Below are 12032 nucleotides of genomic sequence, written 5' to 3' on the forward strand. Positions count from 1 at the left end.
CTCATTCCCTCGCGGTCGCGGCGGGGAACAGCGTGACGACGCCGCTTCTGCCCGCCTCCAGCGTGGACACCTCCGGCTCCGGGGCGGGCTGCTCCCGCGCCAGCCCCAGGAAGGTCCGGGTGCGCTCATGTCGGGGCCGCTCCAGCACCTGCGCGGGAGGGCCCTCCTCCAGGATGCGCCCGCCGTGCAGCACCAGGACGCGCGAGGCCAGCTCGCGCGCGAAGCGCATCTCGTGCGTCACCGCCACCAGCGTGAGCCCGTCCTCGCGAAGCCGCGACAACAGCGCCACCAGCTCGCCCACGCGCTCCGGGTCCAACGCGCTGGTGGGCTCGTCCAGGAGCAGCGCCTCGGGCTCCATCGCGAGCGCGCGGGCGATGGCCACCCGCTGCTGCTCACCGCCGGACAGCTCGGACGGGTAGGCCTCCTCGCGGTGGGACAGGCCGACCTTCGCGAGCAGCGCGCGCCCCAGCTCCGTGGCGCTCCTCGCGTCCAGGCCCCGCACGTGTCGGGGCGCCTCGATGACGTTGCCCAGCGCGGTGCGGTGCGCGAACAGGTGCCACTGCTGGAAGACGAAGCCCACGCGGCGGCGGATGTTGGAGACGGCGGCGCCGCTCGCTCGCGACGCACTGGGGCCGAGCACGTCGTCCCCCACCCGGATGCTGCCCGCGTCGAAGGGCTCCAGCCCGTTCAGGCACCGCAAGAGCGTGCTCTTGCCGCCGCCCGAGGGGCCCACCAGCGCCACCACCTCACCCGGCGCGAAGGCCGCGCTGATGCCGTCCAGCACCATGCGCCCCTCGTACCGCTTGCACAGGTCCTTCACTTCAATCATCCGCGCGCCAACCTCGCTTCCAACCGCCTCGCCAGGAGGGACAGAGGGTAGCTCATCGCCAGGTAGAGCGCCGCGCACAGCGCCCCGGGCAACAACCAACTGCGAACATCCACCGCGGTAATCGTCATCCGCTTGGTGAGCTCCACGACGGAGATGACGGACACCAGCGAACTGTCCTTGAGCAGCGCGATGAAGTCGTTGGTGACGCTCGGCAGCGCCACCCGGAAGGCCTGCGGGAACACCACCCGGCGCAGCGCCAGCGGCGTGGACATGCCCAGCGCCAGCGCCGCCTCCATCTGCCCCCGGGGCACCGCCAGCACCCCCGCCCGGTACACCTCCGCCTCGTAGGCCGCGTAGTTCAGCCCCAGCCCCAGCACCGCCGCGCTCAGCGCGTCCAGCCGCAGCACGCCCGCGAGCCCGTAGTACAGGACATAGAGTTGCAACAGCACCGGGGTTCCACGGAACACCTCCACGTAGAAGGACGCCATCCCCGACAGCCACCGGGGTCCGTACAGGCGCACCAGCGCCAGCCCCGCGCCCAGCGGCACCGCGAGCGCCATGGCGCCCACGGACACCACCAGCGTCACCAGCGCCGCCTGGAGGAACATCAGGCCCTGGCCCCAGCCGAGCTTCGCCGTGCGCGTCTGCGACAGCACCTCGCGCGTCTGCGCGTCCGTCCACTCCACCATCTTCTGCTGCTGGGCACTGTCGATGTTCCACCGGGCGAAGATGCGCCGCAGCTCCCCCGAGCGCGCCACGTGCCCCAGCGCCACGTCCAGCGCCGCGCGCAGGTCCTCGTCCCCGGGCCGCACCGCGATGGCGTAGTAGCCCTCGCCCACGTCGCCCACCACGCGCAGCTGGGGCCTCGGCTGGCCGTAGCGCTGGGCGATGAGGTCGTCCATCAGCACCGCGTCCACCCGCCCCTGCTCCAGGTCGATGTAGGGCTCCTCCACGCCTTCGTACGGCACCGCCTGGATGCCCTCGCGCTGGAGCAGGTCCCACGCCTGCGAGTTGGCGAGCGTCCCCACCCTCCTGCCACGCAAGGACGAAAGCCCCGTGACGCTGTCGTCCTGCCGCCGGGCCAGGAGCCGCAGCTGGAAGATGAAGTACGGCCGCGTGAAGAGGATGCGTCCGCTGCGCGCCGGGGTGACTTCAATGCCGTTGAGCGCCACGTCGAACGAGCCCCGCTCCAGGGAGGGGATGAGGCTGGACCAGTCGTTCTGCACGAAGCGCGCGCGCACGCCCAGCTCCCGCGCCAGCGCGTCCGCCAGCTCCACCTCGAAGCCGCGCATGTGCCCGGGCACGTCCGGGTCCTCCATGGCGTACGGCTCGCCGCCCTGCGCGTCCGCGCCCCAGCGAAGCTCGCCTGCCCTCCGCACCCGCTCCAGTCCGGGCTCCTCCCGCTGGACGCAGGACGTCAACACCACCGCGAACACGAGCAGCGCCCCGCCCCTCCTCCACACACCGCTCACATCCATTTCAGGGACTCCCACTCTGTAGCAGGTGCAGGTGTGACCCAGTATTCAGGTCCTGACACTTTCTCCGGGACTGCGTACTAGAGTGTCGCGACAGAGGAGCCAAGGCGTCATGGAAGCATACAAGGTGCTGGTGGTGGACGACGAGCCGCAGGTGGCGCACGCCTTGAGGCGGCTGCTGCGGCGCGAGGGTTTCGACGTCCAGCTCGCGTTCAACGGAGAAGAGGCGCTCGAGCGGCTGAAGACCTTCAGCCCGGACATCGTCCTGACGGACTTCCGGATGCCGGGGATGACGGGCAGCGAGCTGCTCCAGCGCATCAAACGCAGCCACCCGCTGGCGCTGCGGCTCATCATCTCCGGCTACGCCGACTTCAAGTCGGTGGTGGCGTCGGTGAACGAGGGCGAAATCTGCCGGTTCATCAGCAAGCCCTGGGATGACGCGGAGCTGGTGACGTACCTGTCGGGCCTGCTGCGCCACCGCGAGACGATGGCCCAGCTCTACGCCCCGTTCCGCGCCGCGCCCCAGGGTGTCAGCGCGGAGGTGAGCCCCACGGACGCCGCGCTGGTCCTGAAGGTCCAGGTGGCGGACCCGTCGTTCCCCGCCGAGCAGGCCGTGTCCATCATCGAGCGCTTCGCGGGCCTGCTGGCCGACGACAGCCTGAAGGTGGTGGGGGGCCTGCTGGAGCGCTTCGGTGGCCGGCTGTCCTTCGTGGCGGAGGTGGGCGGGCCGCAGCGGCTGCGCCTGGAGCTGCCCATGCGCGCCCAGAGCGCGCCGAGTGTTCGACCGGGGCTGGGCGAGGCGTGATGGCCCCGGAGGTCGACGCGGATTGGGTGAACAGCCGCCTCAAGCGCTTCACCCTGCTGGCGTGCCTCCTCATCCACGGTCTGCTCATCGTCAGCCTCTGGGGGCGCTGGCACGAGGTCCTCGTCGTGACGGTGGCCTTCGCGGGGGTGACGGGGGCCAACGTGGTGCTCGCGCGGGGGTTCTTCTCGCGGCACACCCAGGCCGCCGAGGCCACGCGCTTCACGCTGAACATGGTGGGCACCGTGTTCTACGGCGTGGTGAGCGACTGGGCGCTGCCCGTGTGGCTGTACCTGCCGCTCAACGCGCTGTGGGTGGACCGCTTCGCGGACTCGGGCGCCCGGCGCCGGCTGGGGTTGATGCTGGTGCTGGTGGCCGGCGCGGCGCTGTCGGACGGGGCCGCGCCCGAGGTCGCCGCCAGCTTCGTGCTGCTGTCGGTGCTCACGTACGCGCTCTCCGAGGGCCGCGTCTTCCTCACGCACTCGACGCTGCGCGAGCTGGCGCGCCAGCACGACGAGCTGGCCCTGGCCCACGAGCAGTTGGAGATGGCCCACCGGCGCGCCCGTGAGCAGGAGCGGCTGTCCAGCCTGGGCATGCTGGCCGCGGGCGTGGCACACGAAATCAACAACCCCATGAGCTACGTGAAGAGCAACGTGAACGCGCTGCTCATGGACCTGCGCGCGTGCAAGAACCTGCCGCCGGAGCTGCAGGAGTACGTGGACGACGTGCTGCCCGCCACCGCGGACGGCATCCGGCGGGTCGTGGCCATCGTCGCGGACCTGCGGCGCTTCGCGAGGGGAGACCCGGGCGCGCTGGAGGAGTACGACCTCAACGAGGAGATCGCCGTCGCGCTGCGCATCACCCGCACGCAGGTGCAGTCGCGCTGCGAGGTGGAGGTGACGCTGGGGGATTTGCCGCGCCTGCTCGGACGTCCGGGGCAGCTGGCGCAGGTGGTGGTCAACCTCCTGATGAACGCCGCGCAGGCGATGCCCTCGGGCGGACGCATCTTCCTGAGCACGCGCATGGAGGCCGACGAGGCCGTCCTGTGCGTCCAGGACTCCGGGCACGGCATGACGCCCGAGGTGCGCGCGCGGCTGTTCCAGCCCTTCTTCACCACCAAGCCCGCCGGTGAAGGCACGGGCATGGGGCTGGCCGTGGTGCACGGCATCATCACCTCGCACCAGGGACGCATCGACGTGGAGACCTCGCCCCAGACGGGCACGCGCTTCACCGTCCGCCTCCCACGCATCCCTCCGCTCGCCATGCACCTGCCCGGACTGTCAGGCGGAGTCCCCACCCCGCCGAAGTCGCATCCGGACACGGCCTGAGCCCGCACGCGACTGTCCCTCGAGAGCGCCATGTCCTCCTCGCCGCCCGCCTTCGCCAGCCGCTTCGAGCCTCGCTACGTGGAGGACCCGTATCCGCTCTACGAGCGCCTGCGCCACGAGGCTCCCGTCCACTTCAGCGAACAGATGCACCTGTGGGTCGTCTCCCGCTACGAGGACATCAAGGCGGTGGTGCTCAACCCGGACGACTTCCTGTCGGCCAACGCCTTCCGCAACCCCGTGCCGCCCGCGCCGGAGGTGCTCGCGGTGCTGGCGGAGGGCTACCCCCAGGTCCCCGCGCTGGTGGATGACGACCCGCCCAACCACACGCGCATGCGGGTCATCGTCAACAAGGCCCTGGCGCCGCATCGGCTGAGCGCGATGGAGGCGCGGGTGTCCGCGATCGCGACGGAGCTGCTGGACGGCTTCGCCCACGAGGGGAAGGCGGACCTGGTGGAGAGGCTGGGCTACCCGCTGCCCGCGCGCGTGGTCGGCGCCATCATGGGGCTGCCGGACTCGGACGTGACGCGGCTGAAGCAGTGGACGGAGGACCTGGTGGTGATGTCCGCGGGCAACGCGCCCGTGGAGCGCCAGGTGGAGTGCGCCAGGGGGCTCGTCTCCATCCAGAAGTACCTGGCGGAGCACATCGCCGCGCGGCGACGCGCGCCCACCGATGACCTCATCAGCGCGCTCATCGAGGCGCGGTACGAGGACACGCCGCCGTTGAGCGACGTGGAGCTCATCAGCCTCATCTCCATGCTGCACTTCGCCGGGCACGAGACGACGTCGAACCTGCTGGGCAACCTGCTCGTGTGGGTGCTGCGCGCGCCGGAGCGGCTGCGCGAGCTGCGGGACGACCCGGGCCGCATCCCCCGGGCCATCGAGGAGACGCTGCGGCTGGACGCGCCGGTGCAGGGGATGATGCGCACCACGCGCCGCCGGGTGACGCTGGGCGGCGTGGAGGTGCCCGAGGGCGCGCGGCTGCTGGTGCTCTATGCGTCGGGGAACCGGGACGAGACGGTGTTCCACGCGCCCGGCGAGGGGGTGCTCCGCCGTCCGGACGTGGGCAAGCACCTGGGGTTCGGGATGGGCATCCACTACTGCATCGGCGCGCCGCTGGCGCGGATGGAGGTGCGACTGGCGACGGAGCTGCTGTTGAAGCGGCTGCCCGGGCTGCGACTGGCGCCGGGCGAGGCCGTCCGCTACCTGCCCAACTTCCTGCACCGGGGCCCGCGGCAGCTGCTCGTCGAGTGGGACCCGGCCTGAGGTTGTTTCAGCGCTTGAGCGCGGCGTCGATGTGCGTGGCGAAGGTGTCGAGCGACTGCGCGCCCGTCACGCCGGTGCCGTTGATGAAGAAGGTGGGCGTGCCGACGATGCCTCGGCGCTGGGCCTCCAGGCGGTCGGCCTCCACGTAGTTGTCCCAGGCCTTGGTGTCGAGCGCGCGCTTGAAGCTCGCGACGTCCAGCCCGAGCGCCTTGGCGTACTTCTCCAGCGAGGCGCGGTCCAGGGCGCCCTGGTTGTCGAAGAGCACGTCGTGCATCTGCCAGAACCTGCCCTGCTCGTGGGCGGCCATGGCCGCGGCGGCGGCGAGCTTCGCGTTCTCGTGGCGGGGCAGCGGCATGTGGCGGAAGACGATGCGGATCTTGTCGCCGTAGCGCTCGCGCAGCCCCTCGACGGTGGACGCGCCGCGCTGGCAGAAGGGACACTGGAAGTCGCTCCACACCTCCACCGTCACCTGGGCGTCGCGGGGCCCCAGCGCGGGGGCCTCCGAGCGCGGGGTGGCGGAGATGAGCTTGGGCTGGGCGCGGGCGGCATTGGGCTGCTTGTCGCAGTCGGGGGTGGGCTCGTCACCGGCGAGGGCGGGGTTGAGCGAAGAGAACACGACGGCGGCCGCCAGGAGGGCGGGAGCGCGGAGCTTCATGGTGGACCTCTGGAGTGGGATGGATGCGGCACGCCCGGCGTCCTGCCTGGAGGCCTGGCGTGACGAGGGGCGATGCCCTCGCACGCAAGGAGTGACGCGAGCGGCGCGGGAGTTTCAGCGCCGTGTTATTTCCCGCGCACCATGACGACCGAGCGCCTCGACTACGCGGACCCCTTCCTCCATCGATTCACCGCGCGGGTGGTGGGCCACGGCGCGTGGAATGGCGCGCCCTCGGTGGTGCTGGACCGCACGGCCTTCTATCCGGAGGCCGGTGGGCAGATGGGGGACCAGGGCGTGCTCGGGGGGCTGCCCGTGCGCGACGTGCAGGTGGACGACGCGGGGGTGGTGCATCACCTGGTGGAGGGCGTGCTGCCCGCGCCCGGTGAGGCGCTGGAGGGCGTGGTGGATTCGGAGCGGCGGCGCGTGCACATGTCGCTGCACACGGGGCAGCACATGTTGTCGCGGGCGCTCTTGGACCTCGCGGGCGCGGCCACGGTGTCGTCGCGATTGGGGGCCACGTGCACCATCGACACGGACCAGGACACGCTGGACGAGCAGCTCGTGGCGAAGGCGGAGGCGCACGTCAACGCCATCATCGACGCGGACCTGCCCATCCGGGCCTTCTTCCCCACGCCGGAGGAGCTGGCGGCGCTGCCGCTGCGGCGTGCGCCCAAGGTGACGGACAACATCCGCGTCATCCAGGTGGGGGACTTCGATGTGTCGCCGTGTGGCGGGACGCACTGCACGCGCACGGGACAGGTGGGGATGGTGCGGGTGCTGGGCGTGGAGCGCTACAAGGGCAAGGGGCGGGTCCTCTTCTCGGCGGGGCCGCGTGCGCGGCGCGAGCTGTGGGAGGAGGCGGGGGTGCTGCGCGCGATGAGCCGGGCGTTCACCTGTGGACCGGCCGAGGTGCCCACGGTGGTGGAGAAGCTGCGGCGTGAGCTGACCGAGGCCCGCGAGGCGTTGGGCGCGGCGCGAGCGCGGCTGGCGGAGCACACGGCCGTGGAGCTGGCGCAGGCGCTGGAGGCGTCGGCGGACAAGCAGGTGGTGGCGGTGCTCGACGGCGCGGGGCCGGAGCAACTGCGCGCGGTGGCGGCGAGGCTCACGTCCCGGCCTCAGGCCGTGGTGTTCCTGGCGGGCCGCGCGCCCGAGGGCCTGGCCGTGCTCATCGCGCGGGGCAGTGCGTCCACGTTCGGCTGCGGCGCGTTCCTGAAGCGGGCGGCGGAGGCCGCGGGAGGACGCGGGGGTGGACGCCCGGAGCACGCCGAGGGACGGCTTCCGGCGAGCACGGATTGGGCGGCGCTCGTGGCGTCCCTGCGGGGCTGAAGCAGGCCCCACCCCACCTCCGGGGCGGACCGTGGGAGCGGAAATCACCCTCCCCCTCCCTGGACATGAGTCTTTTCCACCCGCACCCACCCGCAACGCATCGCGTCACGAATCACTCCACCCGAAGGGATTTCCTCGGACGCGTTCACATCGTACGGAGGGGGCGCTCCACCGGTGGAACGACATGAGAAGATGGGTGTAGGGGTTCGCGCCACGATGGACGACGGGCAGCACCGCCAGTTCGATGCTTTCGCACGCTCGCGACGACCGGGGCTGCTTCGCCTTGCCCGACGCCTGTGCTCCGGGGGTGGAATCGACCCGGAGGACCTGGTGCAAGAGACCCTCGAGCGCGCCTACCGGAACTTCGACCGGCTGGTGGCGGAGAACCCAGGCGCCGTCAGCGTGTGGCTCAGCACCACGCTGAGCAACCGCTTCCTGGACCATTGTCGTCGCAGACGCACCGAGGTCCTGGGGGCCCCCGCGCTGCGTGTGGTGCAGGACACGGAGTCCTCCGGCGAACCCGCCGCCCTGGAGCAGTGGGAGCAGGTCAGCCGCGAGGACTTCCAGCGGGCCATCGACAAGCTGCGGCCTCCCCATCTCCAGGAGGCCTACCGGCTCCACGTGGCGGGACTTCGATACCGGGCCATCGCTCAGCGGTTGGATGCGCCCGAGGGAACGGTGGGACGGTGGCTCAGCGAGGCGCGGCAGGCTCTGCGGGGGCTGCTGACCCCTAGCGCCGCCTCGAGTGAAGGCAGGGCCAGACCATGACCGAGCAGTGCGACAGACTGGAGTCCTTCATCGACGGTGAGCTGGCCCCGGCGGACGCGGAGAACTTCCGTCACCACCTGACCGGCTGCACCGCGTGCGAGACACGGATGAAGGAACTGCTCGCGCTCGAGCTCCTCGCCGACGACGCCCTGCACGAACCCGGGGACTCCACACTGGCCTTCGTCCCCCCACCTCCCCAGCTCAAGCGGCGCAGGAACTGGATGATGGTGGTGCCGCTGGCGCTGGCCGCGGGCCTGGCGGCGTGGGTTCTCGTGACGCGGACCGACTCGTCCCCCACCTCCCCCGAGCTGTGGCTGGGGCAGGACCCGGGCCGCACGCTCGAGGCCCGCCTCACCCATCCGGGCGCCGACCGCCATCGCCCCTACGAGGTGATGCGCAGCGGCGGCAATTCGCCCCGCGCGCTGTCCCTGCGCGAGCTGGCGAAGCTGGAGGAGACCGGTGACGAGCGAGGCATCGCCTCCGCCTACCTGCTGCGCGGAGACCCCGCCCAGGCCGCCGCCTTCCTCGACAAGCTGCCCGCCTCCCCCGACCTGGACTCGGACCGCGCGGCGCTCGCCCTCCAGCGCGGCGCCCACGAAGAGGCCCTCGCCCTGGTGGACCGCGCGCTGAAGGCGAAGCCCGGCCATCCCCAGGCGCTGTGGAACCGCGGCCTCGCGCTCGAGAAGCTGGGCCTGTCCCTGCAAGCCGCCGAGGCCTTCGAGCAGGTGGCCGCGCAGCAGGAGCCGGGCTGGAGCCAGGAGGCCGCCGAGCGCGCCGCCGACCTGCGCCGTCAAGAGGACACCCAGCGCAAGGGCTGGAAGGGCACCAAGCAGGACTGCGACCAGATGGTGTCCGGCGGCCCCGTGCTCGCCCAGGCCCAGGTGGAGCAGCACCCCGGCCTGTCCCGCCTGTGCTTCTACGATGCGCTGCGCACCGCCCCCTCCCCCGAGCGCGTCGAGTCGCTGCGACCCCTGGCCCGCCAGCTCGACGCCGTGGACGGCGGAACCCACCTGGAGGACGCCCTCCAGCGCGCGGCCCGCACGGACTTCTCCGCGCGCGCGCCCTTCGTCGCGGACTACGTGCGGCTGACGCGCAACGAGCTGTCCCCGGCGCAGCTCGACACCTTCCTCGTGAAGCTGCGCGAGGCCCGGCAGGACGACCTGCTCCTGGGCGCCCTGCTCTTCCCCAAGGACCTGCGACAGCACGAGCGTGAGTACCGCGAGCTCGCGCTGGCCACGAGAGACCCGTGGTTCGCGCTGCTCGCCGAGGAGCGCCAGGCGCGCGCCGACATCCAGCGCGGACAGATTCCCCAGGCGCGCACGCGGCTGACCGAGGCCCTGCGCACCTGCCCTGACGGCGCGCGCTTCAACTACCGCTGCCTGGAGCTCGAGCGGAACCTGGCCCTCGTGGAGCGGCAGCTCCACCGCCCCGTCGAGTCCCGTGCGCACGGCCTGCTCGCGCTCGCCCGGGCCCGCGCGGGGCACGAGTGGACCAAGGAGTGGCGGCTGCTCCAGGAGCTGGGCCAGGTGGCCCTCTTCCACGGAGACCTGTCGCTGGCGCGCGCCTACCTGGAGGAGAACATCCAGCGGCTGCCCGAGCGGTGCGCGGACCATGAGTCGGCCTACGTCAACCTCGCGCTCGCCTTCCACCGCACGCTCGACTTCAACGGCGCCCGGGAGCAGCTGGACCGCGCCGCGCGCTGCGGCAACCCGCCCTCCCTGGCGCGCGCCTTCGCCATCGCGGACCTGGCCCACACGCAGGCCCGCCGCGCCGAGGACACCGAGGTGCTGACCCGGGGCCTGGAGGCGCTGCGAGCCTCACCGGCCCGACTGGAGACCGCGGGCGAGGGCGCGATGCTGCGCCACATCGAGGGCCGCTTCTTCGTCGAGCAGGACCGCCGTCGGGGGCAGGCGCTGCTGCGTCAGGCCATCGAGGAAGCGGCGCCGCTCGTGGGCTCGGACGTCAACGCCCGCAAGGCGCGCGTGTACAGCTTCACGTCCCTCATCCTCGACGCCTCCCGGCACGAGGAGCTGGAGCGGGCCATGGCCCTCTTCGCCGAGGAGCGCGCCCTGCCCCTGCCCGAGCGCTGCGCGCTGGGCGTCACCGTGGACGACGAGCGCACGGCCCTGGTGGCCCGCGACGCGTCGGGGCGTTGGGTCGGCCACTTCGACACCCAGCGCCGTGAGCGGCTGGAGAGCGTGGAGGGGCTGGTCCCCGAGCGCCTCGCACAGGCCCTGCGCGACTGCCCCCACGTGGACGTGCTCGCGCGGCCGCCGGTGCTCGGCAAGCCGGACCTGCTGCCGCCGGACATCGCCTGGGCCTACCGTGTCGGAGCGACCCCCGACGAGCCCACCGGACAGCCCTCGCGCCGGCTGGTGGTGGCGGACGTGCATGCCCCCGCGGAGCTGCGCCTGCCCTCGCTGCGCGCCTGGCGCCCCTCGGAGGACGAGGACGCGACGCTGGCCACGCTGCGAGGCGCCTCCGCCACGCCGTCGCAGGTGCTGCGGGCGATGCGCGAGGCCACGGAGGTGCAGATTCACGCGCACGGCGTCGTCGACCCGAGCGCCGCGGATGGCTCGCTGCTCGTGCTGTCTCCGGAGGCGCAGGGCGGCCGCTACGCGCTGACGGCGTCGGACCTGCACGGTGAGCGGCTGCAGGGCCGGCCCGTGGTGCTGCTGGCGGCGTGTCATGCCGCGCACAGCAAGGCGTACTTCCATGAAACGTTCGGCCTGCCGGTGGCGTTCGTCGAGTCCGGGGCCCGGGCCGTGCTCGCCGCCACGCAGGAGATTCCCGACGCCGAGGCGTCGGACTTCTTCGAGCCGGTGCTGGCGCGCATTCGCGAGGGGCTGCCCGCGGCCCGCGTCCTTCGCGATGCACGTCAGGACTGGCTCCGCAGTCGGGGAAGCGCCTGGGTCCGCCAGGTGCTCCTCTTCGAGTAGTTGCCTCGTCTCATCCCAGAGTCTCGAAAACCCATGAAGAAAGTCCTCCTGTTGGTCCCCCTGCTGCTCGGCGTCGCGGCGTGCCGCCACATCGAGACGGTTCCGTCGACCGAGCAGATTCAGCGCAAGGCGCCCAAGGGCGCGCTCGTCCGCGTCATCCTCCGCGACCGGGCCAACCCCCAGCGGCTCACCGCCTACGTGGTGGACGTTAGCCGCAACGAAATCGTCGCCCAGTCCAACCGCGACCCGTCCTCGACGCGCGGCGCCCAGGGGGAGACCTCGTCCGAGAAGGCCACCACGGACGGCGACACCTCCGCGATGCAGTCGGGCGGACCGCTCTACGTCGGCGACGTGGAGCTGCTCACCGACTGTGTCCCCCAGACGGACAAGGAGGGCTGCCTGAGCGTCGCCGACCTGCATGACGGAGACCCGGGTGGCGCGTCGGGCGGCGGCGGCGACCCCACGGGCCACCAGCAGCTGGTCGAGAAGGTGAAGCGGCTGGCCGCGCTGACCTACTGGTCCACGCTCGAGGTGGGCATCCCGACCGTCAAGCGGACGGCGGCCCCCGGACGCGTGAATCAGTAATCACGTGAGGCGCTGAGGACAGGAGGCTCCGGTGTCGCGAAGGTGCGGCGCCGGGGCCTTCG

At 72.1% G+C, this 12032-nt stretch carries 10 protein-coding genes; 7 read left to right on the plus strand and 3 right to left on the minus strand.

Going from position 1 to position 12032, the window contains the following annotated elements; all coding sequences use genetic code 11:
• Position 1: 1 nt before the first annotated feature.
• Together AC6JA9_RS31550 and AC6JA9_RS31555 are read right to left on the minus strand one after the other, a co-directional pair.
• Positions 2–829: an amino acid ABC transporter ATP-binding protein gene (locus tag AC6JA9_RS31550; RefSeq protein ID WP_223781900.1), complete on the minus strand. Its 828-nt coding sequence runs from the start codon at positions 827–829 to the stop codon at positions 2–4.
• The gene (locus tag AC6JA9_RS31555; protein WP_223745273.1) at positions 826–2307 is read right to left on the minus strand and encodes an ABC transporter substrate-binding protein/permease; all 1482 of its coding nucleotides are present in this window, start codon (positions 2305–2307) and stop codon (positions 826–828) included. Before AC6JA9_RS31555 ends, AC6JA9_RS31550 begins: the two co-directional genes overlap by 4 nt.
• A gap of 109 nt (positions 2308–2416) precedes the next feature.
• Between AC6JA9_RS31555 and AC6JA9_RS31560 the strand changes: the two genes are divergently transcribed.
• The 3 genes from AC6JA9_RS31560 to AC6JA9_RS31570 are packed head-to-tail and all read left to right on the plus strand — an operon-like array spanning position 2417 to position 5697.
• The gene (locus AC6JA9_RS31560; protein WP_223781898.1) at positions 2417–3109 is read left to right on the plus strand and encodes a response regulator; all 693 of its coding nucleotides are present in this window, start codon (positions 2417–2419) and stop codon (positions 3107–3109) included.
• Positions 3109–4434: a sensor histidine kinase gene (locus AC6JA9_RS31565; RefSeq protein ID WP_497958293.1), complete on the plus strand. Its 1326-nt coding sequence runs from the start codon at positions 3109–3111 to the stop codon at positions 4432–4434. The genes AC6JA9_RS31560 and AC6JA9_RS31565 overlap by 1 nt, the downstream gene beginning before the upstream one ends.
• A 30-nt stretch (positions 4435–4464) precedes the next feature.
• Positions 4465–5697, plus strand: coding sequence for a cytochrome P450 (locus AC6JA9_RS31570; protein WP_497958294.1), 1233 nt, complete (start codon positions 4465–4467; stop codon positions 5695–5697).
• Between the two features lie 7 nt (positions 5698–5704).
• Here AC6JA9_RS31570 and AC6JA9_RS31575 read toward each other — a convergent pair whose 3' ends face one another.
• Positions 5705–6352, minus strand: a complete 648-nt coding sequence (locus AC6JA9_RS31575; protein WP_497958295.1) for a DsbA family protein — start codon at positions 6350–6352, stop codon at positions 5705–5707.
• A gap of 141 nt (positions 6353–6493) precedes the next feature.
• On the opposite strand from AC6JA9_RS31575, the gene AC6JA9_RS31580 reads away from it, so the two are divergent.
• From AC6JA9_RS31580 to AC6JA9_RS31595, 4 genes are all read left to right on the plus strand, one after another.
• Entirely contained in the window at positions 6494–7678 is a 1185-nt protein-coding gene (locus AC6JA9_RS31580; RefSeq protein ID WP_497958296.1) for an alanyl-tRNA editing protein, read from the plus strand.
• A gap of 216 nt (positions 7679–7894) precedes the next feature.
• The gene (locus AC6JA9_RS31585) at positions 7895–8446 is read left to right on the plus strand and encodes an RNA polymerase sigma factor (protein WP_473567721.1); all 552 of its coding nucleotides are present in this window, start codon (positions 7895–7897) and stop codon (positions 8444–8446) included.
• Positions 8443–11385 carry a CHAT domain-containing protein gene (locus tag AC6JA9_RS31590; protein WP_497958297.1) on the plus strand — a complete coding sequence of 981 codons (2943 nt, stop codon included), beginning with the start codon at positions 8443–8445 and terminating at the stop codon, positions 11383–11385. The genes AC6JA9_RS31585 and AC6JA9_RS31590 overlap by 4 nt, the downstream gene beginning before the upstream one ends.
• 33 nt (positions 11386–11418) lie before the next feature.
• Positions 11419–11970 carry a hypothetical protein gene (locus tag AC6JA9_RS31595; protein ID WP_267699965.1) on the plus strand — a complete coding sequence of 184 codons (552 nt, stop codon included), beginning with the start codon at positions 11419–11421 and terminating at the stop codon, positions 11968–11970.
• Positions 11971–12032: the final 62 nt, after the last annotated feature.

The organism is Myxococcus sp. MH1 (genome assembly GCF_059738865.1).

What these genes read in the sequence shown, in the direction of transcription:
- AC6JA9_RS31585 (WP_473567721.1), top strand. Translation starts at nt 7,895, where the DNA reads ATGGACGACGGGCAGCACCGCCAGTTCGATGCTTTCGCACGCTCGCGA.
- AC6JA9_RS31565 (WP_497958293.1), top strand. Translation starts at nt 3,109, where the DNA reads ATGGCCCCGGAGGTCGACGCGGATTGGGTGAACAGCCGCCTCAAGCGC.
- AC6JA9_RS31555 (WP_223745273.1), bottom strand. Translation starts at nt 2,307, where the DNA reads ATGGATGTGAGCGGTGTGTGGAGGAGGGGCGGGGCGCTGCTCGTGTTC.
- AC6JA9_RS31590 (WP_497958297.1), top strand. Translation starts at nt 8,443, where the DNA reads ATGACCGAGCAGTGCGACAGACTGGAGTCCTTCATCGACGGTGAGCTG.
- AC6JA9_RS31560 (WP_223781898.1), top strand. Translation starts at nt 2,417, where the DNA reads ATGGAAGCATACAAGGTGCTGGTGGTGGACGACGAGCCGCAGGTGGCG.
- AC6JA9_RS31595 (WP_267699965.1), top strand. Translation starts at nt 11,419, where the DNA reads ATGAAGAAAGTCCTCCTGTTGGTCCCCCTGCTGCTCGGCGTCGCGGCG.
- AC6JA9_RS31570 (WP_497958294.1), top strand. Translation starts at nt 4,465, where the DNA reads ATGTCCTCCTCGCCGCCCGCCTTCGCCAGCCGCTTCGAGCCTCGCTAC.
- AC6JA9_RS31550 (WP_223781900.1), bottom strand. Translation starts at nt 829, where the DNA reads ATGATTGAAGTGAAGGACCTGTGCAAGCGGTACGAGGGGCGCATGGTG.
- AC6JA9_RS31580 (WP_497958296.1), top strand. Translation starts at nt 6,494, where the DNA reads ATGACGACCGAGCGCCTCGACTACGCGGACCCCTTCCTCCATCGATTC.
- AC6JA9_RS31575 (WP_497958295.1), bottom strand. Translation starts at nt 6,352, where the DNA reads ATGAAGCTCCGCGCTCCCGCCCTCCTGGCGGCCGCCGTCGTGTTCTCT.